We start from the raw sequence: 26,562 nt of genomic DNA, 5'->3' as shown, positions 1-26,562 counted from the left end.
CGCAATCCAAGTACGCCCAAATGAAACCCTCTAAAATGGGGCAGTAGCGCCCATTAGAACTAGAAAATGAATAGACAGCATGCTTGAACTCTCCGCATTCGACCTTGGCTTATTGTTTGCCTTCGCATTATTTGCGGGATTGGTCGACTCCATTATTGGTGGCGGGGGAATGATTCAGGTTCCAGCACTGTTTGCAGCCCTCCCAGGCCTTCCACCAGCCACCCTACTCTCAGTCAATAAGTTTGGCTCGATTGTAGGGACTATTGGTTCAGCCATTCAGTACAGTAGAGCCAACAAGAGTCCCTGGGGTCTGGTGATTATCTCCTCTTCCTTTGCTTTTTTTGCCTCGGTTGCGGGGGCTTACCTTGTTACTCGCTTACCAACAGAATGGCTCAGAGGCGCCCTGCCATTTTTATTGCTAGCACTACTGATCTTCAATATCAAATCTGGTGCTGGTCTAGTGCACGCTCCCAAACATCAACACCATAAACAAAAAGCCATTGCCTCAGCTGGCGCCGGCATCATTGGTTTTTATGATGGCTTCCTAGGACCTGGAGCTGGAGCCTTTTACAAACTCTTTTACACCCGTGTTTTAGGATTTGATTTTTTACGATCTGCAGCACCTGCCAAGTTTCTCAATATTGCCTCGAATCTAGGCGCACTCTGCGTATTTTTTTATCTAGGTTACTTTGACTGGAAACTCGGCTTACTCATGGCCAGCGCCAATCTGGTGGGGGGTCAAATCGGCACCAGAATTGCGATCAAGCATGGCAACTCTTTTATTCGTAAGGGATTCTTCATTTTAGTAAGCATCCTCATCATCAAAACCTTTTATGACGCTTTTCTTAAATAAGTAATTGATCAATAGATAAATGGATTAGTCGGGTATTAGTGATCATTCATAGCTTTATAGTGACTTAAAGAGTACATTGAACTCATACAGTCACTATATGAATTGAAAAAAAATGAAAATACTATTACCAGTTGATGGCTCAAAATCTGCGCTCAATGCAGCCAAGTTTGTTGTGAAATTAGCAAAAGATTTACGCAGCAAGTGCATAGTGACATTAATTAGTGTTCATGATGACATTGGCCTCGGTCACGTCAAGCAATTTGTGGCAAATAGTGTCGTTGATGATTACCTGCGCGAAGTGAGCGAAAAAGAGCTCAAGGGTGCCCAGAAGGTATTGGATACGGCTGGGGTAAAACACAGTATGGTCATTAAGCGTGGCAACATTGCTGGTGAAATCATTGCACTTGCTAATAAAGAAAAGTTTGATTTGATCGTAATGGGATCAAAAGGTCGCAGTGGTATTGTTGATGCTCTAATGGGCTCTGTTGCGCAGAGAGTAAGCAATACGGCCAAGCAAGCTGTCTTATTAGTCAAGTAAGTATTAAGTTTAATCACCAGATTAACCTCAATAGGCCGTCTATGTGACGGTCTTTTTTATGGATACTTAAATGAGTATTTTGCTGCTCTTATTCGCACCGGGGATATTTGCCATCTACTGGCTTATTCGGCTACAAATATGCTTGTCTAGAATTCGCTACCTAGTAGATACCTACGGAATGGATCGCAAGAAGCTTCAAAAACTCAAATGCAAAGAAGTAAAGGCACTCAGGGTGTCAATTGACCAACTCAGACATGCGAATGATGCATTTGGTTTAGAGAATTTAGTAAGACCTTACAGGGCCTAACAAACTAGCCAATTAAAGTGAGTGCTGATTTACCCGCTGAGACAGCTCCTCGGCAGATTCTTTTCGCTCGCTATAGCGATCTGTTAAGTGCTCACTAATGCCACGAGTGAGTAATGTGAACTTATAGAGCTCTTCCATCACGTCCACTACGCGGTCATAGAAAGAGGAAGGCTTCATGCGTCCATCCTCCTCAAATTCTGCGAAAGCCTTGGCAACCGAAGATTGGTTGGGGATGGTGACCATCCTCATCCACCGACCCAAGATGCGCATTTGATTAACGGCATTAAAAGATTGAGATCCGCCACATACCTGCATCACAGCCAAAGTTTTCCCTTGTGTTGGTCTGACAGCACCATCCGCCAATGGAATCCAATCAATCTGCGTTTTTAAGAGTCCCGTCATAGCGCCGTGCCGCTCTGGCGAAGTCCAAACCATACCCTCTGCCCATAAAGCCAGTTGACGCAACTCTTGCACCTTCGGATGAGTATCGGGCACGCTATCGACTAAAGGCAGTCCAGTAGGGTCAAATATTTTGACCTCGCCACCCATCGCCATGAGCAATCTAGCTGCTTCGAAAGTCAGAAGTTGACTAAAGGATCTCTCACGCAGTGACCCATAGAGCATTAAAAATCTTGGCGCATGATCGCCAGATTGGATGCTCAATTTTTCGATTCCGGGAACCTGGAAAAGCTCCTTTACTAGAGCTGGAAATTGCAGTGGAGACTCAAACACTTAGACCATATCCTTTGTAAAGAATTTTGCTTTAAACCATAAAGCCACAGTAACTAAGCCAATCATGATAGGTACCTCTACTAGGGGGCCTATGACTGCTGCAAAGGCGGCTCCAGAATTGATTCCGAATACCGCAATTGCTACTGCAATAGCCAACTCAAAATTATTACTTGAAGCTGTAAATGAGAGTGTGCAGCAACGCTTGTAATCGATTCCCATCTTGCCAGTGATAAAGAATGTCAGCAAGAACATGATCAGAAAGAATATGAGTAATGGAACGGCGATGGTAAGGACATCCATCGGGAGCGTCAACATTACTCCGCCCTTGAGACTAAACATCACAACGATGGTAAAGAGTAAAGCGATCAAGGTGAGCTTGCCAATACGAGGCACGATATGCTCGTGATAATACGCTTTAGTCATGAACTTGAGCATCACCACCCTAGTCAATATTCCGGCGATACAAGGAATGCCCAAATAAATAAATACACTCTGCGCAATCTGCCCCATACCTATGCTGACGCTAGATCCAACGAGTCCGAAATAAGGGGGCAAGACAGTGAGAAAAAAGTAGGCGTAGACACTAAAGAACAGCACCTGAAAAATGGCATTAAATGCTACTAGGCCAGCAGCATATTCAGTAGAGCCTTTCGCTAGATCATTCCAAATAATCACCATCGCAACACAAGGTGCAATACCTATCAATATCAGGCCAGCCATGTACTCAGGCTGATCTGGAACAAAAGTAATCGCTAAAAAGAACATTAAAGTTGGCGCAATGATCCAGTTCATCAATAGCGAGATCAGGAAGATACGCTTATCTTTAAAAACATCAGGCAGATCTTCGTAACGAACCTTAGCAAACGGTGGATACATCATCAGTATCAAACCAATAGCAATTGGGAGATTAGTGGTTCCAACTTGAAAGATATTAATAAACTGCTCTATATCTGGAATAAAGTGGCCCAAGGCAATACCTAAGGCCATTGCTACAAAAATCCAAACCGTTAAATAACGATCCAGAAAGGATAGTTTTTTAGTGAGGGAACTCATGCTTTGCTATGAATTTCTTTAAGACTCATAGAATCGAGCTTTTCTAATGGCATTGAAGCCAAAATATCTAAACGTCTTTTCAGACCATTCTTCACCTCATTAAAAGCCGCCTTTTTCTCTAAATCAGTGCCTTGCACTTGGGATGGATCTGGGAAGCCCCAATGCGCTGTTGCAGGCTGACCCGGCCAAAATGGGCACACTTCGCCAGCGGCGTTATCGCAAACCGTCACAATAAAATCCATCTTTGGGGCGTCCGCTAAACCAAACTCATCCCAGCTCTTCGATCTCAAAAGAGTACGGTCCATACCTAATTCTTCTGCAATATCAGCAGCAATAGGATTCACGCTTGTGCCCGGGGTGGAACCCGCTGAATAACCGATAAATTTTCCACTTGGGTGTGTAGATGCTAAAGCCTCACCCAGTACTGAGCGAGCAGAGTTGTGAGTGCATAAGAAAAGGATGTTGTACTGTTTCATTAGGCTTTTACCTTTTTGACGGTTTTTGTGGTTTTACAGGGCTTACCGCCGCAGCAGTTAGCCAGCAGGAATTGACTCAGATCCTCAACCATTCCCGGATTGGGTCTATAAATCAAATTGCGACCTTGACGCTCGACAGTAATTAGCCCGGCTTGATAGAGTTCTTTTAAATGAAAGCTGAGCGTCGCATTGGGAATACCCAACATTTCATGGATTTGCGATGGCAATAAACCTTGATCGCCCTTTTGAACAATCAGGCGATAGACGTTTAAGCGCGATTCTTGCCCTAGGGCAATGAATGCCAGAATAGCTTCAGTATTTTTCATAATTCGATAATAATCGAACTATATTACAAATAGATGACTACAGAGCGGTAAAGCCATACCTGCTCATAATTTGCCGGGATTTAGACTCTTGCAGGTATTGATAAAAATCTTTTGCGCTAGATGAACTATTTTTGATCAAGGCCATCTTTTGCCTTAAGGGCTTATGCAAGTGATCCGGAATTAATACATAGGTAGATTGAACTTGCACCTGGGGCGATATGGCTAGAGATAGGGCGGAAATTGCAAAATCTGCTGAGCCCGTTAAGGCAAACATCGTTGCTTGAGAAATGTTTTCACCAAACACCAGCTTAGGCTGAGCTAAATCCCAAACTCCAATAGTAGTGAGATATTCTTTTGCAGCCCTGCCGTAAGGAGCGTGCTCTGGATTGGCTATAGCAATTTTCTTTGCTTGTGTAATCGCTTTAATCAAACCATCTTTATCTGTGCCAAGTTTGATTGAACCCCCCTTTTTCTGCAAGAGGGCTATTCTGCCGATAGCGTAAAGACTTCCCTGGTCTATCGTTAAGCCATTTTTATATAAGTCATCGATATACGCTTCATCTGCAGACATCAGCAGGCCAAAGGGCGCTCCATTTTTGACTTGCTGCCAGAGTACACCAGATGAACCAAAGACCAACCTCACCTCTTGCCCTTTATCGGCCTTATAGTTAGCGGCAATTTCTTCTAGGGCAAACTTCAGGTCTGAGGCTGCGGCTACAGTTGGCGCTGATTGCGCTAAAGAAGCAGAGGCATACAGAGCGAGCAAAGCCAAAAGAATCTGCTTTATTAGTGTCATTTTTTTCACTCCTTAAACTTGTACGCTTATATGTTGCACTAAATCCAAGGATCAAAAACCTTCACGCCTGACTGACTGAAATCAGATACGTTTCTGGTGACGATAGTCATTCGACTCTCAATAGCAGAAGCTGCAATCATGGCATCTCGCTCCGATTTAGGATTCGGCACATGAAGGCTGGCGCAGCGTTGAGCAACAGCCAGATCAACTGGTAAGACTCTCTCGGAGAACGCCGGCAAGACATTCTGATTTAGCCAACGCCTGAGTAAAACCCCCTGTTTTTTATCGCGGCGCTCAATTTGTAAAACACCAATTTCTAATTCCAATACGGTGATCGCAGAAATGAACATTAATTCTGGAAAGATTGCTTCGGCCCAGGACTGAACGCCCTTATTAATTCGACCATCAGCCGATTTCCTCAACTCAGATACAACATTGGTATCCAATAAATACATTACAAAGAATCTCCAATTGACTTGATTAGGCCTTGCACTTTCGCAGGCTCAAATTGAATTTCACCCGCACCTTTCACCCCCAAAAGATCACACATGTTTTTTCTTTTTCCTAGGACTCGCTGGTAGTCTGAAAAAGTCATCAATACATGTGCAGGCCTACCCCGATCAGTAATAAAAACTGGGCCTATTTCAGATGCTTTTTTAGCTTTACCAGTATCTTGATTAAATTCTCGGCTGGATAAAGTGGTGATCATTGAAGCCTCCACAAAGGTATTAAATGTAGCAATGTTACTACATTATTATTAGGGGGGCAAGATCCTCTTTGAGGAGAGATTTAACCCTTTAATTTACGTAAAGCATCAGCCATTGCATTATTCATTGGAGGCGCAGATCTTCTATCTTCTTGAGGTCTTCTAGCATCTAGAGCTCTTGAGATGCCAGGTCTATTTGACCTTTGCTCAGGTTTTGAGTCTACTGAAACTTTAGGCGCCTGATCTGATAGTCGCATGGTAAGTGCAATCCGCTTGCGTTTCTCATCTATCTCCAACACTTTAACCTTCACAACCTGCCCTGCTTCGACTACCGTGTGTGGATCTTTTACAAAGGTATTGGCCAATGCGGAGATATGCACTAAGCCATCCTGATGAACACCAATATCAACAAAAGCGCCGAAAGCTGCCACGTTCGTGACCACGCCTTCTAAGATCATATCCACCATAAGATCGCTGATTTTTTCGACACCATCTTTAAATGTCGCTGTAGTGAACTCCGGACGCGGATCGCGTCCAGGTTTTTCTAATTCCTTAATGATGTCGGTAACTGTAGGAAGACCAAACTTCTCATCGGCATATTTTTCTGGATTCAGCCCCTTGAGTATTGCGACATCGCCAATGACCTCTTTGACACCTTTTTTAATGTCTTTCAGAATCTTCTCCACTAAAGGATAGGATTCTGGGTGGACAGCAGAGGCATCCAAAGGATCTTTGCCATTCATAATGCGCAAGAAACCAGCCGCCTGCTCAAAAGTCTTATCGCCCAAACGTGGCACGCTACGTAAATCTGCCCGCGTCTGAAAAGCACCATGGCTATCTCGATAAGTCACGATACCTTCAGCAACTGTAGTACTTAAGCCTGAGACTCTTGCCAATAAGGGTGCAGATGCTGTGTTCACATCAACACCGACCGCATTGACGCAATCCTCCACTACTGCCACCAATGACTTAGCTAATTGAGTCTGCATCACATCGTGCTGATATTGGCCCACGCCAATGGACTTGGGATCAATCTTCACCAGCTCGGCCAGAGGATCCTGCAGCCTTCTCGCAATCGATACCGCTCCACGTAAAGATACATCCATACCAGGCAATTCTTTTGAGGCGTACTCAGAGGCAGAGTAAACCGATGCCCCTGCTTCAGAGACCACAATCTTTGTTAGCTTGAGTTCTGGCTTGGCTTTGATTAAATCTTGGGCTAACTTATCAGTCTCACGAGAGGCTGTACCGTTGCCAATTGAGATTAGGTAAGCCTTATGCTTTTCTGCAAGTTTCGCAAGGGTATGTAGCGAGCCATCCCAATCATTCTTAGGTTGGTGGGGATAAATCACATCGGTATCTACCACCTTACCGGTCGCATCTACTACCGCAACTTTGACACCAGTTCTCATGCCGGGATCAAGGCCGATGGTCACCTTTGGTCCTGCAGGTGCAGCCAACAGTAAAGCCTTGAGATTGCGTGCAAAGACATTAATCGCTTCCGCTTCAGAGCGTTCACGCAAGGCACTCATCAACTCAGATTCCAAGTGCATGGAGCACTTGATACGCCAAGTCCAACGCACAGTCTCTGCGAGCCACTGATCGGCAGGACGACCTTCGTTTTTAATCTTGAACTGATTGGCAATACGGGACTCGCAAGGATTGTGTGGTGCGTCCCATTTGGGTTTTTCTTCTTCGGTATCTAGACGCAAGTTGACCATGAGCATTTGCTCACGACGACCTCTAAATAATGCCAAGGCACGATGCGACGGAATTGCCGAGATAGGCTCTGAGTAATCGAAGTAGTCCGAGAATTTCTCACCCTCTTGCTCTTTACCAGCAATGACTTTGGACTCCACCACACCATGTTCTTGCATGAAGGTTCTGAGTGATTGCACCAAGCCAGCATCTTCAGCAAAGCGCTCCATCAAAATCTGACGTGCACCTTCAAGGGCAGCCTTGGTATCAACTACACCTGGGTTGTCGCCCTGATCCGATGTAAATGCCTCTTTAAGATATTTGACCGCTTCCACTTCAGGATCTAGTATGGGATTAGCTAATAAGTCATTTGCTAGCGGCTCTAATCCAGCCTCTAAAGCAATTTGTGCCTTAGTGCGACGCTTGAGCTTATAGGGAAGGTAGAGATCTTCTAGGCGCGTTTTATCCTCAGCCAGCATGATAGATTTCAGAAGCTCTGGAGTCATCTTGCCCTGCTCTTCAATTGAAGAAACAATAGCCTTGCGGCGCTCTTCCAATTCCCGCAAATAACCGAGTCGATCTTCTAGTAAACGCAACTGCGTATCGTCTAGACCACCTGTTGCCTCTTTGCGATAACGCGCAATAAAGGGAACGGTTGCACCCTCATCCATTAATGCAATGGCAGCAGCTACTTGTGCAGGTTTAGCGGATAACTCTTGGGCAAGGCGTTGTTCGATTGATGGCAGCATGAAATGATTAATTTACTAAGGTTTTGAGAATATTGCTTTTGAGTAAAAATAAGAGCCACCCAAAGGTGACTCTTATTTAGCAACTAGATGACTGATTAAAGTGTCTCAGTGAAGCAACTTCGCGAAATTACTCGCGGGAAGCTTTCTTACGGTCATGCTCCTTTAGATAACGCTTACGGATTCGAACGCTTTTCGGAGTTACTTCAACCAACTCATCATCACTAATGAATTCAACAGCGTATTCCAAAGTCAAGTCGATTGGCGTCACTAAACGGACTGCTTCGTCAGTACCTGAGGAACGTACGTTAGTTAATTGCTTGCCTTTAATTGGGTTCACAACTAAATCGTTATCGCGACTATGAATACCAATCACCATACCTTCGTAAACAGGATCGCCATGTTTTACAAACATACGACCACGGTCTTGTAGTTTCCAAATAGCATAAGCAACAGCTTCGCCATCATCTTGGCTAATCAATACACCGTTATGACGCTCACCCAGGATGCCATCTTTAGCTGGAGCATAAGAATCAAATGTATGGCTCATCAAACCGTTACCGCGAGTCATGGTCATGAAATCGCCCTGGAAGCCAATCAAACCACGTGCAGGAATGCGGTACTCAAGACGGGTACGACCTTTTCCGTCACTCACCATATCTTGTAACTCGCCCTTACGCTTACCCAAGTCTTCCATCACGGAACCTTGAGTAGCATCTTCTACGTCAACCGTTAAGTTCTCATACGGCTCCATCTTGACGCCATTCTCTTCGTGGAAGACAACGCGTGGACGGGAAACTGCCATCTCATAGCCTTCACGACGCATCGTCTCTACCAAGATCGTGAGATGCAACTCGCCACGACCTGATACTTCAAATACGGTGTCATCATCAGTTTCTTTTACGCGTAAAGCCATGTTGGCTTTCAGCTCACGATCAAGACGCTCACGAATCTGACGGCTAGTAACAAACTTGCCTTCACGACCAGCCAATGGGCTAGTGTTCACCATGAAGTTCATGGTTAAAGTAGGCTCATCAATCTTGAGCATTGGTAATGGATCCGGTTTATCAACTGCACAAACCGTTGTACCAATTGCCAGCTCTTCAATGCCGTTGATTAAAGCAATATCGCCAGCAAATGCTTCTTCAACGATTTCACGCTCTAAACCTTTAAATTTCAATACTTGGTTGATACGGCCTTTAAATGGCACACCATCAGGACCGTTCATGCAGACTACTTCCATGCCTGACTTCACGCGTCCACGGCTAATACGGCCAACACCAATCTTACCGACATAGCTGTTGTAGTCGATTGAAGAAATCTGGAATTGCAAAGAGCCATCTGGATCATCATCACGCACTGGCACATACTTTAGAACAGCGTCAAACAATGGACGCATGTTGCCCTCACGGACATCTTCTGTAGTTCCCGCGTAGCCATTCAAGCCTGATGCATAGATGATTGGGAAGTCGAGCTGCTCTTCCGTAGCACCTAACTTATCAAACAATTCAAAAGTAGCGTTAATTACGTAGTCACAACGTGCACCTGGACGGTCAACCTTGTTAATCACGACAATCGGCTTCAAACCAAGAGCTAAAGCTTTCTTGGTTACAAAGCGAGTTTGTGGCATTGGGCCTTCAACCGCATCAACGAGGAGCAAAACACCGTCAACCATGGAGAGCACACGCTCTACTTCACCGCCGAAGTCGGCGTGTCCTGGTGTATCTACGATGTTGATGTGTGTGCCGTCATACTCCACCGCACAGTTCTTGGACAAAATAGTAATGCCACGCTCTTTTTCCAAATCATTTGAATCCATGACGCGTTCGGTCATTTTTTCATTGGAGCGGAATGTGCCAGATTGGCGCAAGAGTTGGTCAACCAGAGTAGTTTTACCGTGGTCAACGTGGGCGATGATGGCGATATTACGGAGTGCGCGTTTAGTCATGTGAAGCTTCTGAAGTTAAGAATATGAAATTCGGGTTAATTAAGGTTAATCAGTTAATAAGTCAAAAATATTAATGCGCCGAAGAAATCAAACGCTTGGGATGCAATACCCCTGAGCGCCAATCCCCAGTGCCGATAAAATTATGTGGAGCAGCAGTTGCACGATAGATGCGCACTAGCGCTTCTATCGAGGGTAAATTGAGTGGAACTCGTTGACCCATCTCCAAACGTTTTGCTTGCTGCTCATCTACAGTGAGGTGCGGCAAGGTTTGTAAAAGCGCATCGACTGGCAAGATATAGCTTGAGCTATCTTGCAAGCCTTTCTGAATAGACTCGATTGTGAAAGACTGCTCTAAATTGAGGTGGCCTACTTCAGTACGGCGCAATCCAACCAAATGTGCGCCACAACCTAATGCTTTACCAATATCTTCTGCTATGACACGGATGTAAGTGCCTTTGCTGCAGCTCACTTCTAAAGTAGCTTCAGGCCAATTGATATTGGTCCAGCGGATGGCATGAATCGTAATATTTCGTGGGGCACGCTCTAACTCAACACCAGCACGAGCATATTCATACAAAGGCTTGCCATCGCGCTTGAGCGCGGAATACATTGGTGGAACCTGGCTGATGGGGCCGGTAAACGCTGGTAGCAATGACTCTAGCGCTATTTTCACGGCAACTTCATCAGCGAATACTGGAAGCGGCAACTCTTCAACAATGAGTCCTTCAGCATCGCCAGTATCAGTGCGCTGACCAAACTTCACCTGAGCGATATAAGTCTTATCAGCTTCCAATAAATCCTGAGAGTACTTCGTTGCCTCACCCAAACAAATGGGGAGTAAGCCTGTAGCCATTGGATCCAAAGTACCGGTGTGCCCAGCTTTTTCTGCATTCAATGCCCGCTTCACTGCTGTGACCGCGCCTTGCGAGCTCATGCCAGCAGGTTTATCAAGCAAGACAACGCCGTCGATACGTACAGACATAGCTATTTACGCGTTCTCGTCTTTGCGGTCACTATCCACCGCTTGATCAATTAGGCGAGACATTTCGATGCCATGCTCAACAGAACTGTCGTAGTGGAAATGCAGAGTTGGCACAGTATGAATATGCAAACGCTTAAACAATAAAGAATGTAAATAACCCGCTTTATCCTGGAGTGCCTTTAATGCCACTTCAGGCTCTGCGCCTAAAACAGTAAAGAAGACTTTTGCGTGCGCTAAATCAGGCGTGAGTTCAATACTTTGTAAAGTAATCAAACCTAGGCTCGGGCTACGCAATTCACGAGGAATCAGCTCGGCCAGGTCTCGCTGAATTTGATCGGCGAGACGCTGGTTACGATGAGGGCTAGTTTTATGCATGAACTCAGTAATTCTTAGAGTGTTCTAGCGACTTCAGTCACTTCAAATGCTTCCAGTTGATCGCCCTCTTTGATGTCGTTGTAACCTTTTAATGACAAGCCACACTCAACACCGGCACGAACTTCTTTTGCATCATCCTTAAAGCGCTTGAGAGAATCCAACTCGCCACTCCAGATCACGACGTTTTCACGCAAGAGGCGAACGCTAGAGTTACGCTTGACAACACCATCGAGCACCAAGCAACCCGCAATCGCGCCAACTTTAGATACTAAGAAGACTTGACGAATCTCCACCATACCGGTGATTTCTTCTTTCTTATCTGGGGTCAACATGCCACTCAAGGCGGCTTTCACTTCATCAACTGCATCATAAATAATGTTGTGATAACGAATATCCACACCATTGTTTTCAGCTAGCTTACGCGCTGCACCATCTGCGCGAGAGTTAAAGCCAATAATGACTGCCTTAGAAGCAACGGCCAAGTTCACGTCAGTTTCAGTAATACCACCCACTGCTGCGTGAACGATTTGAACCTTCACTTCCGCAGTAGAGAGCTTTTGTAATGACTGTGACAATGCCTCTTGAGATCCTTGTACGTCTGCCTTAATGATCAGTGGCAACAACTTCGCTTCGATCGCACCCTCTTCCATGTTTTCCATCATGGTTTCGAGTTTGAATGCTTGCTGTTTCGCTAACTTCACATCACGGAACTTACCTTGACGGAAGAGTGCAATCTCACGTGCTTTACGCTCGTCAGGGACTACTTGCACTGATTCGCCAGCTGCAGGTACTTCAGATAAACCTTGAATCTCTACAGGAATAGATGGGCCAGCCTCATTACATGGCTTGCCGTTCTCATCCAACATCGCACGAACACGACCGTAAGTTGAGCCGGCTAGCAACATATCGCCACGCTTCAGTGTTCCAGACTGAACGAGGACAGTAGCAACCGGACCACGCCCTTTATCCAAACGCGCCTCAATCACTAAACCTTGTGCCGGAGCTTCTTTAGCCGCTTTAAGCTCTAACACTTCCGCTTGCAAGAGAACGTTCTCGAGCAATGCATCGATGCCATCACCCGTTTTGGCAGAAACACCAATAAATGGCACATCGCCACCGTATTCCTCAGGAACCACTTGCTCAGCCACCAATTCAGTTTTGACACGCTCTAAATTAGCCTCAGGTTTATCAATCTTATTGATTGCCACCACGATTGGAACACCCGCCGCTTGAGCATGGTGAATCGCTTCTCTGGTTTGTGGCATCACGCCATCATCAGCAGCAACTACCAAGATCACGATATCCGTTGCCTTAGCACCGCGAGCACGCATTGCCGTAAAGGCTTCGTGACCCGGGGTATCTAGGAAAGTAATCATGCCGCGTGGAGTTTCGACGTGATAAGCGCCAATGTGTTGAGTAATACCACCCGCTTCGCCAGTAGCAACCTTAGCCGCACGAATCTTATCGAGCAAAGATGTTTTACCGTGGTCAACGTGACCCATTACTGTGACTACTGGTGGACGCGGTAACAATTCTGCATCGTGACCAGCTATACCTAAATCTAAATCAGGATCATCTAACTTAGCAGCATGAGCAGTGTGGCCCATTTCCTCGACGATGATCATTGCCGTATCTTGATCCAAGATCTGGTTGATGGTGACCATCTGACCCATACCCATCAAGAGCTTAATCACTTCTGCACTCTTCACAGCCATGGCGTGAGCTAACTCAGCAACGGTAATGGTTTCTGGAACATTAACATCACGCACAATCGCTTCAGTAGGTACCTGGAAATTGGTATCGGTGTTGGCTTCAGCAATTTGACGTTGCTTTCTTCTGCCACCACCTGAACGCCAACCACCTACACCACCAGAGCTATCGCCACGGGTCTTAAGGCCACCCGGTTTCTTTGCGCCCTCTTCTTGCCAAGTAGATGAAGTCTCTGCAGACTTAATGGTCTTTCCGCCAACTTTAGCAACTGCTTTTTTCTTATCGTCAGCACCTTCAACCTTAGCAGGCTTATGTAGGGTGCCTTTTTTGGCATCTTCAGCAGCAATTTCACTTGGCGCTTTGAGGACACGTGCAGGTGTGCTCATCATGTCGCGAATCGCTAAAGCTTCAGCTTCAGCAGCAGCACGACGTTTTGTAATATCTGCTAACTGTGCCTTATTGGCATCAGCGATATCTTTAGCAGCCTTGTCAGCTTTCGCTTTCTTTTCAGCAGCTTTAACTGCTGCAGCATCTCCATCTGACTTAGCAGATTTCTCAGTCGATGACTCAGCTGCGCTTGCTGCAGCGGCAGCATCAGCCTCTTTTAGGCGAGCATCTTCTGCCGCTTTCATTTCAGCTTCTTGACGAGCTAATAATTCAGCTTGACGAGTAACTTCAGCTGCGCGTTTTTCTAACTCTTCGGGAGAAAGGATTGGCTTAGCAGATTCTGCAGGAGTAACTTCCTTAGTCACTGGAGCTGGCGTCTCTTCAGGAGCTTTCTCTCCCGCTTTAACTAGCACGCGCTTTTTACGAACCTCAACTTGAACGGTGCGAGTACGCCCAGCAGAGTCTGCCTGACGAATCTCTGAATTTTCGCGCTTGATTAAAGTAATCTTTTTACGACTACCTGTATCTGCACTGCCATGCTCTTTTTGCAAATGCTCTAGCAGGACAGTCTTATCCTTTTCGGTAATGCTGTCGTCCTCAGAACCTTTTTCAATACCGGCCGCCTTCAATTGCTCCAGCAGGTCTGGCGCGGTACGTTTTAATTCTTTAGCGAGTACTTTTACTGTTGTTGCCATGCACTACTTCCTCTCATGAAGTAAACCAATGTTCGCGCGCTTTCATGATGAGCGTTTTCGCGGTTTCTTCGTCAATTTGTGTCGCCTCAACTAGCTCATCAACAGCCAGTTCAGCTAAGTCGTCACGGGTATGAACTTGATTGTCAGCAAGCTTTGCAACCAATTCAGTCGTCATTCCCTCAAGGGAACGTAAATCTTGTGAGACTTCGCCAACTCGCTCTTCTTTGGCCAATTCCATGGTCAAGAGAGAATCACGTGCACGAGTACGCAATTCATTTACGGTGTCTTCGTCAAAAGAATCGATTTCCAACATTTCAGAAAGAGGCACATAAGCAACCTCTTCCAATGTGTTGAAACCCTCTTCGATCAAGATATCAGCTACTTCTTGGTCAACGTCCAATTTATCCATGAACAATTGGCGTACAGAAGCAGCTTCTTTTTCAGTTTTCTCAGCAGACTCTTCTGGAGTCATGATGTTGATCTGCCAACCAGTCAATTCACTAGCCAAGCGAACGTTTTGTCCGCTGCGACCAATCGCAATTGCTAAGTTCTCTTCATCAACCACCACATCCATGGCGTGACGCTCTTCGTCAACTACGATAGAAGATACTTGTGCTGGAGCCAAGGCACCAATCACAAACTGCGCTGGATCTTCAGACCACAACACGATATCCACTGCTTCGCCAGCCACTTCGTTACGCACAGCAGTAACGCGTGTGCCACGAACACCAACACAAGTACCGATTGGATCAATACGCTTGTCGTAAGTAATGACGGCAATTTTTGCGCGGATACCAGGATCACGAGCTGCGCCCTTAATCTCCAATAAACCCTGCTCCATTTCTGGAACTTCATTCTCAAACAGCTTGATCAAGAAATCTGGGCAAGTACGTGAGAGCTCAATCTGTGGGCCACGGGCTTCACGATCTACTTTCAGGATGTAAGCACGTACGCGGTCACCAGAGCGCAAGTTCTCTTTAGGAATCATTTGATCGCGACGCAGCAAGGCTTCAACGCGACCAGACTCAATAATCAAACCATTCTTATCAGCACGCTTCACGGTACCGGTCATGACTTTTTCGCCACGCTCAAGGTAGTCGTTCAGAATTTGCTCACGCTCAGCATCACGAATACGTTGCAAGATCACTTGCTTAGCAGCTTGTGCGCCGATACGGCCGAAGGCTAAAGATTCAATTTGCTCTTCGATGTGTTCGCCAACTTCCATATCCGCAAATTGCTCAAGCGCTTCAAAATGCAGAATTTCTTTATCTGGCTCTTGGAGGCCAGCTTCATCAGGAACAACCAACCAACGACGGAAGGTTTCGTATTCACCAGATTCGCGATCAATCGCCACACGAATATCCACATCTTCTGTCGGATAACGTTTCTTGGTAGCTGATGCTAACGCCATCTCTAGCGCCTCAAACACAATTGCTTGATCTACGTTCTTTTCACGCGCTAAGGCGTCTGCCAACATGAGAACTTCTCGGCTCATGACTTTCTTCCTTTGAAATCAATAACAGGGACCAACCGAGTCTTATCGACCTCGGCTAAAGAAAACTCCAATTGAGACTCAGCGCCATCGACGCCTTCAAACAACAAACCAAATTTCGCATCAGGCGAATCCAACTCACCATTCAGCAAACCTTGCAACACACCACGAAACTTCTTGCGATCGCCAGCGGCGACACGCAACTTCAAATCCACTTCCATTCCGGAGAAGCGCTCGTAATCAGCCGCTGATTTAACAGGGCGATCTAGACCAGGAGAAGAAATCTCTAGACGCTCAAAAGGAATGTTTTCCACTGGCAAGGTATAGCTCAGTTGATGACTTACCTTTTCGCAATCCTGGACATTAATCAAGCGCTCGTAATCCGGGTTTTCAATCGTGACGCGCAGCAAACCTCCGGCTTCACGCTCGATATCGACTAGCGTGTAACCTAGGTTTTCTACCTCTGCAGAAATAATCCGCTGATCCTTCACGAACACCCTTCAATCCAAAATGGCAAAAAAAAATGGGCTTCAAAGCCCATATTCTCGAAATTCAGAACAGGCCGACTTACGTTGATCGCAACATCAGTCGGTAACAACTCAAAACAGCAGCAAACTGCTGTAAGACCAAAATTATAGCCGATTTAGAGGAAAACTCATCAAAATCAGAAGCTTTCGCTTGGATTCCGCGGTTTTCTAGGGCCTTTATTGAAGGGTTTGCGCCCTTTTGGTGCCCCGCGTTTAGGGCCATTTCCTGGACTTTGAGGGCTTGCCGTCACAAAAGCAGACTGTCCGTGATGGACTTTCTTGGCTTTATTGCGGTTCTGGCCTTGAGCTCCCTGGCCGGCACCTTGACCACCCTGACCACCTGAGCCTGGACGCCCACCCTGAGTACGACCACGGAAAGGCCCGCGCCCTTCGCTCGAGCCACCACCGCCAGCTTTGCCGCCTCGACCTTGATGGGTGAGAGCGCCATGACCACTAGCTTGGGTTAAGGCATCCCGTGAACCCCAATAAGAAACCGAGGTTTGCATTGGATCTGGCTGAAAATCTCCGCTAGAAGCAGGATTACGGTCTCGTCCATGAGCGCCATTACTTGGACCACGCCCCTTATCTTGGGGTTGAGGCATTTTTAAGCCTGCAAACTTCATTAAGTTATAGATACCGCCGGCCTCAATCTCTTCCCACTTACCCCGCCTCAAACGTGGAGGCAATAAGAAAATGCCGTAACGCGTACGAATCAAGCGAGAGACGACATGCCCGACTGCTTCAAACATGCGGCGCACCTCACGGTTACGACCTTCAGTCAAAGCAACGTGGTACCAACGGTTTGCACCTTCCCCGCCCCCCATAGAAAGACGTAAGAATTTGGCTTGGCCATCATCTAGAGTAATGCCGCTCTTTAATTGAGCTGTGTTTTCTTGGCTCAGATCACCCAAAATACGGACAGCGTATTCGCGCTCAACGCCGTAACGGGGATGCATTAAGCGGTTAGCCAGCTCGCCTGAAGTCGTAAATAGCAATAGACCTTCAGTATTAAAGTCCAGACGCCCTACTGCAATCCAACGTCCTTGACGTGGCTTTGGCAAGCGATCGAATACAGTTGGGCGACCCTCTGGATCGGACTGACTCACGATTTCGCCGGAAGGCTTGTGATACATGATCACGCGTGGTGGCTTAGTCTGAATCTTGCGATGTACTGGTTTACCGTTAATGCGAACTTGATCAGTAGGCCCAATGCGCTGCCCAATATGGGCTGGCAGTCCATTCACGGATACGCGCCCTTGAATAATCAAGTCTTCCATATCGCGACGTGAACCCATGCCGACATCAGCCAATACCTTATGCAACTTGACAGTATCTTCGTCGTCAGCTTCGTCATCTAAACCATCTAAGTCTGACCACACTTCATCACGCAAGCTGAGCGGTAAATCATCGATGTTGGCAAATTGCAAACTACTCATCTCATCATCGCTAGGTGTATCAGCATCTTCGTCATGACGCACACGTTGTGCGCGACGCTCTGCACCAGTCTGATGAGAAATCTCATTCTCATTCACACCATCCGGATTTTTAACTTCAAGTACTTCAGGCGCATCTAATGCAGCATCAAATTCTCCAGAGACCACTGAAGCAAACAAGGCTTCACTCTCTGCTGCATTCGGTGCAAGCTTGGCAGCTGGGGGGTTAGCACCCTCGCCCTCGCGACGAGGCCGATCCTTGTTAAATGGACGCTTTTTATTAAATGGCTTGCCTGCACCTGCACCCTGACGGCGTGGACGACGTTGACCGCCTTCACGCCCTTCGCCTTTTGCGCCCTCTGAATGATTGGGTGCAGACTCAGAACCAGTAGAGTTATCCGATGAAGGTTTAATCGGAGTTGAATCGTTTTCGTTGTGACTTGTCATTAATAATTATTTTTGTTCGTCTGATTTTTCTTCAGACTCTGGAGTAACTTCTTCTACTACTTCACTTATTTCTTCGCTGATGGACTCTTCGTTTACTAACGCATCATCTGTTGACTGAATAATGGGCTGACCGTTTTCATCTAACTCGATGACTGTCTCTACGGTTGCAGTAGGATCAAACTCCATTACCGCCTGACCTAATTGCGCAGCTGCGGCCATCGGTGCAGCATCTTCTAGCATTGGCAAGCTTTGTAAATTAGTAAGGCTCAAGTCATCTAAAAATTGTTTGGTGGTGGCATATAAACCTGGGCGACCGATGGTCTCTTTATGGCCAATCACCTCAACCCAACCTCGATCCTCTAGCTGCTTCATCACATTGCTGCTGACTGCAACGCCACGAATCTCTTCGATCTCACCGCGGGTCACTGGTTGACGGTAGGCAATAATTGCTAAGGTCTCCATCACCGCGCGAGAATACTTTGGCGGCTTTTCTGGAGTCAAGCGATCAAGATATTCACGCATTGCTAGGCGGCTCTGAAAGCGCCAGCCTGTTGCAATGTGCACTAACTCCATGCCCTTTTCTACCCAAGCCTTTTGAAGCTCTAAAAGAGCATCATCAACTTCGCCAGCGGCAATATCTTCGACAAATAGACGCGTCAGATCAGCAACTGTGAGTGGTTCTTGCGCGCACAAGAGGGCTGTTTCAATTACGCGTTTATTGTGATCATCCATAAAATTCGGGCTATCAGGCAAGGACCTGATGAGACTATAAAAATGTATTTCAGTAATGGGTTGGTAGTTTTCTGGCGGCGCTATTTAGTTGCAACGGGCAGTTGATCTCTGTAAATACACACTGGAGAACTACCCGCGCTGAAACGAAGTCTTTTTCGCTCACCTGTAACCATTATAAGGGAGGCTCAATACAATAGCTATATGCACGAAATTACAGCCACATCCCCTCTTTTATCCACCAAGGCCGACACAAGACGTCGTTTTCTGGGCTTCGGCCTGAGTTTAGGGGCTCTCATTGGGGGCTCAAGCCTGAACGGGTGCAGCCTAATTAGTAGTCGCAAGCCTGTCATTGGTCTTGTCTTAGGGGCAGGTGCTGCCCGAGGTTTTGCCCATGTGGGCGTTATTAAGGCGCTGGAGGCTCAAGGTATTCGGCCCGATATTGTGGTCGGCAGTAGTGCCGGAAGCGTAATTGCAGCATTACTTGCCTCTGGCGCCACCGGAAATGATCTCAATCGACTCGCCTTAACTCTTGATGAGGCAACCATTGCCGACTGGGGGCTCCCCTTTGCTGGAAGGTTCGGAGGCCTGATTAAAGGTGACGCTCTTCAGAACATGGTGAACCGTGAAGTACAAAATAAGTCTATCGAGCAAATGCGTATACCCCTAGGAATTGTGGCAACTGAACTGCAATCAGGCAAAGGGATTTTGTTTCGCTCTGGCAATACTGGTCTCGCGGTACGCGCCTCCTGCAGTGTTCCAGGCGTATTCCAGCCAGCAGTTATTAGCGGCAAAGAATATGTTGACGGTGGCTTAGTTGCTCCGGTCCCTGTGAGCTATGCCAGGCAGATGGGCGCAACCATCATCATCGCGGTCAACATCTCATCAGAACCCGTTCATCAAGATGCCAGCGGAACCTTTGGCGTTATGCAACAAACCATCTCTATCATGCAGCGAAGTATTAATCAGTATGAGCTCAAGAGTGCGGATATTGTAATTACGCCTCACCTCAAGCAAATGAGTAGCGGCGACTTCAAATCCAGAAATGCCGCCATCCTAGCTGGTGAGGTTGCTGCACAGGAGCAAATGATGCTAATTAAAGAGAAGCTAAAGAGCTAGAAATACTTTAGCTGAGGGCCTATAGACTACGAGATTTACGCTTGAGTTTATTCACTTCATTCAACAACTCTTTACGCTCTGCGTCACCCAAGTTGTCACTGCCGTCTAAGCGGCGAGCGCCGTCAAAGCGCTTATCCCAGTAGAGGCTACCGAGATCGTCTACACGCACACTGGTACCCTTAGATGGGGAATGAATGAATTTATTGTCGCCAACATAAATGCCGACATGAGAGAAAGTTAAACGCATGGTGTTGAAGAACACTAAATCACCAGGTTGTAATTCTTCACGAGTAATCGGTTTGCCTACTCGGCTCATTTGAGTAGATTTGCGTGGCAATAAAAAACCCAATTTATCTTTGAAGACATAGCCAACAAAACTACTACCGTCCAAACCAGATTGTGGTAACTCTGCATCCCAACGGTAACGCACGCCAATTACTTCCATGGCGCGGTTAATTAATTCGTCTGATTTGCCGGTAACGGAGTCTGCTAAACGATCCGACACACGAGCGAAGTAAGACTTGCCTGCCTGAAACATGGTTTCTTTTGGAGTTTCCTTAGCAACTTCTGCGGGCAGATCTTTTGCGGCATCAGCAACAGCATCCACAGCGCGTGCAGGATTGGCAGCCAAGGTGATTGCAAACAGCAAAGCAATTGGCAAGAGGTCTTTTTTAAGGGACATTACTCCATTCTAACAAAGAAGGTCTCTTTCACCAAATGCCAGCCTTGGGGCTAACTAATTGTTTTCAATGGGATATTTACCATTATGGGGCGTAAATGCACCAATTAAGCGCCTACAGGAGTCTATTTCAGGAAAGCCTTAGGTCAGTTCAGCAGCTGCAAACAGCTCTTGGGTATAGCTCTGACGAGGGTGCTTAATGAGGGTTTCGGTATCACCAAACTCCACCACCCTACCCCCTTTGAGCACCATCACCTCATGTGACATTGCCCGAATAACCGCCAAATCATGGCTAATTATCAAATAGGCCAAGTTGTATTTTTTCTGGAGCTCAGTTAGCAAAGCGAGCACCTGTTTTTGAATCGATACATCCAATGCTGAAGTTGGCTCATCTAATACCAAAATCTGCGGCTTCAGAATTAAAGCACGAGCGATCGCAATACGCTGCCTCTGACCGCCAGAGAATTCATGGGGATAACGCGTGAGAGCGGAACGATCAATTCCCACCTCTCGCAAAATATCCAGGACGCGAGACTCACGCTCCGCCGCAGACAAATTCGGAAAGTGCACATCCAAACCCTCTGAAACAATTTGCATCACATTCATACGCGGAGAAAGTGAGCCAAACGGATCTTGAAAAATTACCTGCAAACTAGAGCGCATAACTCGGCGCTCCAATGGTTTCAACTTTTGCCAATCCTTACCCAGCACATCCACTGTGCCCGTAATCTCGGCAGCAGAGTCACCCAATAAACCTAAAACCGCCATACCTAAAGTAGTCTTGCCTGAACCAGACTCGCCAATCACACCGATAGTCTGTCCTTGCTTTAGCTCAAAGCCAAGCTTACGCAAGACCAGATGACGTGGAGCTTTTTTAAACCAAGAGGTCGACTCTGTGCCCGGATAAGAAACAGACAGGCTCTCCGTCTTCAATAAGACGGGTGCCAAAGGCATTACTGGCGCTAAATCGCGCACCGGCACACTGTTGACTAAGGCTTTTGTATACGCGTTATCTGGATGCTCGAAGACTTGCTTTGTAGTCCCCACCTCCATCAGGTTGCCCTGATTGAGGACAGCAACGCGCTGAGCAAAATGCTTAACCAAGTTGAGATCATGTGTAATCAACAGGATTGCCATGCCACCATGATCTTTAGACTCTTCTTGTAATTCTTTTAGTAAATCCAAAATCTGCAAACGCAAGCTTACGTCTAGAGCGGTAGTAGGCTCATCTGCAATAAGTAATCTTGGCTTGCACGCCAATGCCATCGCAATCATGGCGCGTTGACGTTGTCCGCCAGACAATTGGTGAGGATAAGAGTGGAAGCGCTTCTCTGGCTCAGGAATACCGGTTTTTTTGAGCAACTCAATTGCAGCAGTCATTCCGTCGGCCTTAGAGATCAGTGGCTCATAAATCTGCACCGCCTCCACAATCTGATTGCCGATAGTAAACAAAGGATTGAGTGCAGTCATCGGCTCCTGAAACACCATTGCAATCTCACGACCCCGAATCTCACGAATAGCTTGTATTGGTAAATCGAGCAAATTCACTGAAGGATTACTAGCATCTGCACTCTTGCCACCCCACAAAATTCGGCCGGATGTTTTTGCACCCTCAGGCTCAAGACGCAGTGGCGCTAAGGCAGTCAATGTCTTACCAGAACCAGACTCTCCAACTAGGGCAACGCGCTCACCCACGCCAATCTCTAGATCAAGATGGCTCACGGCAAATTTTTCACGCCGACCTGAACCAAATGAAATTGAGAAATCTTCATAGCGCAGCAAAGGAATTACTGGTTTATTTGAATTATTCTTTTCACTCATGAGCGACCCCCACTCATTGCGCCTGACTTACGAGAATCAAAGGCATCGCGTAAGGCCTCACCCATAAAAGTGAGCAAGAGTAAGGTAGCAACCAAAACAATAAAGGTCGATAGTGAAATCCACCACGCATCTAAATTACTTTTTCCTTGGGAGAGTAATTCACCAAGACTCGGCGTTCCTGGTGGCACACCTAAACCCAGGAAATCTAAACTAGTGAGCGACAAGATCGCTGCACTCATTCTGAAGGGAAGAAAGGTAATAACGGGCGTCAAACTATTTGGCAGGATATGACGGCGCATGATTTGAAGATTGGTCAATCCCAATGCTCGGGCTGCACGAACGTATTCCAGAGCGCGGTTACGGAAGAACTCTGCACGCACATAGTCAGATAAACCCATCCAACCAAATGCTGCCAGCAGAATAATTAAGAGCCAAATGCTTGGATTAAAGATGGAGGCAAAAATGATGAGTAGATATAACTCTGGCATCGCCGACCAAATCTCAATCAAGCGCTGAGACACCAGATCAAACTTTCCACCAAAGAATCCCATTAAAGAACCGGTGATGATGCCCACGCTGACGCCGACGATGGTGAGCGCTAAGCCAAACAAAATCGATAGGCGAAAGCCATAAATCAAACGAGATAAGACATCGCGCCCACGATCATCAGTGCCCAACCAGTTATCAAACGATGGTGGTGCAGGATTAGGTGCTTTTGAGAAGTAATTGAGCGTCTCATAGCTATAAGGAATCGGTGGATAAATTGCCCAATTACCATTGCTGGTGATGTTGTGACGAATGTCCGGATCTAAAAAATCGGTTGGCGTCGCAAAGTCACCGCCAAAAACGCGCTCAGGCTGTGACTTCACAATTGGGAAATAAAATTTTCCTTCATAGCGCACTATCCAAGGTTTGTCATTTGCAATCAGCTCAGCGCCCATGGAGAGACCAAATAGAATCATAAAAATCCAAAGGCTGGCATAACCCATGCGACTGTTTTTGAATCGATACCAGCGACTCATGAGCCACCTCCCGCACCAAACTGGATGCGCGGGTCAATATAGACATAGCAAAGATCCGAAATCAACTTTGTAAACAAACCAATCAGCGTGAAAAGATAAAGCGTTCCGAAAACTACTGGGTAGTCACGTCGCATGACAGACTCGTAAGAAAGTAAACCCAGTCCATCTAAAGAAAATAGGGTTTCGATCAGTAATGATCCTGTAAAGAAAGCGCCAATAAATGCTGCTGGAAATCCAGTCACCAAAGGAAGGAGCGCATTGCGGAATACATGCTTCCACAGCACTTGTTTTTCGGTGAGGCCTTTAGCTCTCGCAGTCAATACATACTGTTTGCGGATCTCTTCTAAAAAGGAGTTCTTCGTCAGCATCGTGATGACTGCAAAGCTACCTAAAACAGAAGCGGTGATCGGCAAAACTAAATGCCATAAATAGTCCAACACCTTGCCCATCATGCTGAGCTCACTCCAGTTATCTGAAGTCAGTCCGCGTAATGGAAAGATTTGCAAAAAACTGCCGCCACCAAAGAGGACAAGAAGGAGTACTCCCAATACAAATCCCGGAATGGCATAACCGACCAAGATAAAGCTACTAGTAACTGCATCAAAGCGAGAGCCATCGCGCACTGCTTTGGCAATGCCCAAAGGAATGGATACCAGGTAAGTAATAAAGAAGGTCCATAGACCGATACTGATCGATACAGGTAGCTTAGAAACTACTAAGCCCCAAACACTTTCGTGCTGGTAATAGCTTTGACCTAAATCGAATCTGGCAAAACGCCCCAACATCATGAAATAACGCTCTACTGGCGGCTTATCAAATCCGTAGAGCGCTTTAACCTCTTCCAAGCGTTGCGCATCAACACCTTGACGCCCGCGATAGGTTGCTCCAGCACCCGATGACTCTGATCCACCGGTTGCTCCAGCACCCTTACCCTTTAGTTCCAAGACCATCTGCTCCACTGGGCCGCCGGGTACAAATTGCACGACTGCAAAGGTCAAGGTCAGTACACCCAATAAGGTTGGGATCATTAACAGTAGGCGTTTAAAGATATAGGCGCGCATTTGACCTTGCATTATTTAGCCTCCTCTTTCCACCAGTTTTGCATAATCCAAGGCTCCGCTGAGTAGTACAAGGGAGGCTCTGGATAGCGCATCTCTTTGCGATAGGCAACCCGGTGCGTTGGGTTGTACCACTGTGGAATGACGTAATAACTATTCCAGAGTACGCGATCTAAGGCTCTCGTGGCGGCACGCAACTCCTCGCGATTTTGCGCTTTAGTAATTTCCTGAATCAACGCATCCACCACTGGTGACTGAATACCAATGACATTATCCGATCCTTTTTCTTTGGCAGCCTGACTACCAAAGCGATCCCATAATTCATTTCCAGGATTTTGCGAATCTGGGAAACGAACTGTTGTCATATCAAAATCAAATTCATTCATCCGCTTTTGATGTAGAGCGAAGTCGCTAGTTCGAATATCTACCTGAACCCCCAACTTCTCTAAATTACGCACATAAGCAGAAATCACCCTCAGAAAGAATCCGCCATTTTCCACCATCTCAAAACGAAATGGCTCACCCTTTTCATTACGTAATGCGCCATCGCGATACTGCCAGCCAGCATGCATCAATAGTTCGCGGGCTTTCTTTAAATTCTGACGTAGGCTATCTGGCGACTTGGTGGATGGGGCTGGGGGCATTGGATCAAAGACTGCATCAGGTACCCATTGTGGGTACTTTGTTTTTAATGGTCTTAGTAGTTTTAGTTCCGCCTCTGTGGGCTTACGCGGTCCATCAAAATTCGCACTCAGATCGCTATTCTGAAAATAGCTATTGATACGACTGTATTGATCATAAAAAATTTGGCGATTGAGCCATTCAAAATCTAAAGCGTAACCTAAAGCTTCACGTACTCGAGCATCCTTGAAGATTGGGCGACGAAGATTCATCGCAAAACCCTGCATCCCTGCCCCGTTGTTATTGAGGAATACCTTCCTCAATAGGGTGCCGTTATCAAACTTGGAACCCACATAACCTTTAGCCCAAATTTTGGCGCGGTATTCAACGATTGCGTCGAACTCCCCCGCTTTGAAGGCCTCTAAACGAACAGCATCATCACTATAGAGCTTGTAAAGCACGCGATCAAAGTTATAAAAACCAACGCGGACATTTAAAGGCTTACTTAATTGATCGGCCCAATATTGCGGGTTTCGCTTAAAGACAATGGATTTACCAGCTTTAAAGGATTCAATCAGGTAGGGCCCACTACCCAATGGTGTTTCAAAGGCAATCTTCTCAAAAGGAATGATCGTACCGTCCGGATTCTTTCCCCAGTTACGAGAAAAGATAGGGAGCGTTCCCGCCAAAATAGGTAACTCTGTGTTGTTGTTTTTGAAATCAAAACGCACTGCTCGATCGGATAACACAACCGCTTCTTTAATATCTGCGAAGGTAGTTCTATAGCGTGGATGTGCTTTACCACTCATCAATACATCAAAGCTATGTTTCACATCTGCAGCTAAGACTGGGCTACCATCAGAAAACTTTGCTTCAGGACGAATACGAAACGTTACCGACTTATGGTCTTGAGCAACGGCAATATCTTCAGCTAGCAAACCATAAATGCTTGATACCTCATCAGCACTTCCCTCGGCCAAAGATTCAAACATCAATTCAATTCCGGGCGCCGTTACACCCCGCAGAGTAAAAGGATTGAACTTATCAAAACTGGTTCTTTGTCCTGGGTTGGGTAAAGTGAGGGTACCTCCCCTAGGGGCATGAGGATTCACGTAATCAAAATGGGTGAATCCTTCGGCATATTTAGGCTTGCCGTACTGGGAAATCCCTTGAGCTGCCTGCGCTACATTGGCCCCAAGCCCCACTAGCATGGCTAGTAGCAAGAAATGGGCTATTTGGCGAATGGGGTTTAGGGTGGGCATATATGCAACAATTGTAGATAGCTA

Annotated in this window: 25 protein-coding genes; 4 read left to right on the top strand and 21 right to left on the bottom strand. The window is 46.5% G+C overall.

Annotated features, from left to right (window positions below; genetic code table 11):
- Positions 1-79 precede the first annotated feature (79 nt).
- From C2758_RS03450 to C2758_RS03440, 3 genes are all read left to right on the top strand, one after another.
- Positions 80-853, top strand: coding sequence for a TSUP family transporter (locus C2758_RS03450; RefSeq protein ID WP_215329605.1), 774 nt, complete (start codon positions 80-82; stop codon positions 851-853).
- 112 nt (positions 854-965) lie between these two features.
- Positions 966-1,391, top strand: a complete 426-nt coding sequence (locus tag C2758_RS03445; RefSeq protein ID WP_215329604.1) for a universal stress protein — start codon at positions 966-968, stop codon at positions 1,389-1,391.
- 70 nt (positions 1,392-1,461) lie between these two features.
- Positions 1,462-1,698: a hypothetical protein gene (locus C2758_RS03440; protein ID WP_215329603.1), complete on the top strand. Its 237-nt coding sequence runs from the start codon at positions 1,462-1,464 to the stop codon at positions 1,696-1,698.
- A 12-nt stretch (positions 1,699-1,710) separates the two neighbouring features.
- Here the strand turns inward: C2758_RS03440 and arsH are convergent, their stop codons facing one another.
- From arsH to scpB, 16 genes are all read right to left on the bottom strand, one after another.
- Complete coding sequence (gene arsH / locus C2758_RS03435) at positions 1,711-2,430, bottom strand: arsenical resistance protein ArsH (protein ID WP_256441914.1); 720 nt, start codon at positions 2,428-2,430, stop codon at positions 1,711-1,713.
- Complete coding sequence (arsB, locus tag C2758_RS03430) at positions 2,431-3,483, bottom strand: ACR3 family arsenite efflux transporter (RefSeq protein ID WP_215329602.1); 1,053 nt, start codon at positions 3,481-3,483, stop codon at positions 2,431-2,433.
- Positions 3,480-3,959 (bottom strand): arsenate reductase ArsC, encoded by a 480-nt coding sequence (locus C2758_RS03425; RefSeq protein ID WP_215329601.1) that lies wholly within the window; start codon positions 3,957-3,959, stop codon positions 3,480-3,482. The genes arsB and C2758_RS03425 overlap by 4 nt, the downstream gene beginning before the upstream one ends.
- Positions 3,959-4,285 carry a helix-turn-helix transcriptional regulator gene (locus C2758_RS03420; protein ID WP_215329600.1) on the bottom strand — a complete coding sequence of 109 codons (327 nt, stop codon included), beginning with the start codon at positions 4,283-4,285 and terminating at the stop codon, positions 3,959-3,961. The genes C2758_RS03425 and C2758_RS03420 overlap by 1 nt, the downstream gene beginning before the upstream one ends.
- A 37-nt stretch (positions 4,286-4,322) precedes the next feature.
- On the bottom strand, positions 4,323-5,081 hold the full coding sequence (gene modA, locus C2758_RS03415; protein ID WP_215329599.1) for a molybdate ABC transporter substrate-binding protein: 759 nt from the start codon (positions 5,079-5,081) through the stop codon (positions 4,323-4,325).
- 38 nt (positions 5,082-5,119) lie between these two features.
- A complete protein-coding gene (locus C2758_RS03410; RefSeq protein ID WP_215329598.1) occupies positions 5,120-5,536 on the bottom strand; it encodes a type II toxin-antitoxin system VapC family toxin in 417 nt (138 codons plus the stop codon).
- Complete coding sequence (locus C2758_RS03405; RefSeq protein WP_215329597.1) at positions 5,536-5,790, bottom strand: type II toxin-antitoxin system Phd/YefM family antitoxin; 255 nt, start codon at positions 5,788-5,790, stop codon at positions 5,536-5,538. Before C2758_RS03405 ends, C2758_RS03410 begins: the two co-directional genes overlap by 1 nt.
- An 80-nt stretch (positions 5,791-5,870) precedes the next feature.
- Positions 5,871-8,234, bottom strand: coding sequence for a Tex family protein (locus tag C2758_RS03400; protein WP_215329596.1), 2,364 nt, complete (start codon positions 8,232-8,234; stop codon positions 5,871-5,873).
- Positions 8,235-8,361: 127 nt separating this feature from the next.
- Positions 8,362-10,179 (bottom strand): translational GTPase TypA, encoded by a 1,818-nt coding sequence (gene typA / locus C2758_RS03395; protein ID WP_215329595.1) that lies wholly within the window; start codon positions 10,177-10,179, stop codon positions 8,362-8,364.
- A gap of 70 nt (positions 10,180-10,249) precedes the next feature.
- The gene (truB, locus tag C2758_RS03390) at positions 10,250-11,161 is read right to left on the bottom strand and encodes a tRNA pseudouridine(55) synthase TruB (protein ID WP_215329594.1); all 912 of its coding nucleotides are present in this window, start codon (positions 11,159-11,161) and stop codon (positions 10,250-10,252) included.
- Positions 11,162-11,167: 6 nt separating this feature from the next.
- Positions 11,168-11,536: a 30S ribosome-binding factor RbfA gene (rbfA, locus tag C2758_RS03385; RefSeq protein WP_015420788.1), complete on the bottom strand. Its 369-nt coding sequence runs from the start codon at positions 11,534-11,536 to the stop codon at positions 11,168-11,170.
- 14 nt (positions 11,537-11,550) lie between these two features.
- Entirely contained in the window at positions 11,551-14,328 is a 2,778-nt protein-coding gene (gene infB / locus C2758_RS03380; RefSeq protein WP_215329593.1) for a translation initiation factor IF-2, read from the bottom strand.
- Positions 14,329-14,341: 13 nt separating this feature from the next.
- On the bottom strand, positions 14,342-15,823 hold the full coding sequence (gene nusA, locus C2758_RS03375; protein ID WP_215329592.1) for a transcription termination factor NusA: 1,482 nt from the start codon (positions 15,821-15,823) through the stop codon (positions 14,342-14,344).
- The gene (gene rimP / locus C2758_RS03370) at positions 15,820-16,311 is read right to left on the bottom strand and encodes a ribosome maturation factor RimP (RefSeq protein ID WP_215330061.1); all 492 of its coding nucleotides are present in this window, start codon (positions 16,309-16,311) and stop codon (positions 15,820-15,822) included. Before rimP ends, nusA begins: the two co-directional genes overlap by 4 nt.
- Positions 16,312-16,484: 173 nt before the next feature.
- A complete protein-coding gene (locus C2758_RS03365) occupies positions 16,485-18,227 on the bottom strand; it encodes a pseudouridine synthase (RefSeq protein WP_215329591.1) in 1,743 nt (580 codons plus the stop codon).
- Positions 18,228-18,233: 6 nt separating this feature from the next.
- On the bottom strand, positions 18,234-18,959 hold the full coding sequence (gene scpB, locus C2758_RS03360) for an SMC-Scp complex subunit ScpB (RefSeq protein ID WP_215329590.1): 726 nt from the start codon (positions 18,957-18,959) through the stop codon (positions 18,234-18,236).
- Between the two features lie 201 nt (positions 18,960-19,160).
- Here scpB and C2758_RS03355 point away from each other — a divergent pair, with 201 nt between their 5' ends.
- On the top strand, positions 19,161-20,075 hold the full coding sequence (locus tag C2758_RS03355) for a patatin-like phospholipase family protein (RefSeq protein WP_215329589.1): 915 nt from the start codon (positions 19,161-19,163) through the stop codon (positions 20,073-20,075).
- Between the two features lie 19 nt (positions 20,076-20,094).
- On the opposite strand, the gene C2758_RS03350 is transcribed toward C2758_RS03355, so the two are convergent.
- From C2758_RS03350 to C2758_RS03330, 5 genes are all read right to left on the bottom strand, one after another.
- Entirely contained in the window at positions 20,095-20,757 is a 663-nt protein-coding gene (locus C2758_RS03350; protein ID WP_215329588.1) for a C40 family peptidase, read from the bottom strand.
- 138 nt (positions 20,758-20,895) lie between these two features.
- Positions 20,896-22,575 carry an ABC transporter ATP-binding protein gene (locus tag C2758_RS03345; protein ID WP_215329587.1) on the bottom strand — a complete coding sequence of 560 codons (1,680 nt, stop codon included), beginning with the start codon at positions 22,573-22,575 and terminating at the stop codon, positions 20,896-20,898.
- Entirely contained in the window at positions 22,572-23,597 is a 1,026-nt protein-coding gene (locus C2758_RS03340; protein WP_215329586.1) for an ABC transporter permease, read from the bottom strand. Before C2758_RS03340 ends, C2758_RS03345 begins: the two co-directional genes overlap by 4 nt.
- Positions 23,594-24,658: a microcin C ABC transporter permease YejB gene (locus C2758_RS03335; RefSeq protein ID WP_215330059.1), complete on the bottom strand. Its 1,065-nt coding sequence runs from the start codon at positions 24,656-24,658 to the stop codon at positions 23,594-23,596. Before C2758_RS03335 ends, C2758_RS03340 begins: the two co-directional genes overlap by 4 nt.
- A gap of 11 nt (positions 24,659-24,669) precedes the next feature.
- Complete coding sequence (locus C2758_RS03330) at positions 24,670-26,538, bottom strand: extracellular solute-binding protein (RefSeq protein WP_215329585.1); 1,869 nt, start codon at positions 26,536-26,538, stop codon at positions 24,670-24,672.
- Positions 26,539-26,562 lie beyond the last annotated feature (24 nt).

The organism is Polynucleobacter sp. AP-Sving-400A-A2, from assembly GCF_018688155.1.
In the GTDB taxonomy this organism is placed as follows: domain Bacteria; phylum Pseudomonadota; class Gammaproteobacteria; order Burkholderiales; family Burkholderiaceae; genus Polynucleobacter.
Note: the sequence above shows the minus strand (reverse complement) of the source record. Positions and strands in the feature narration are given on the sequence as shown.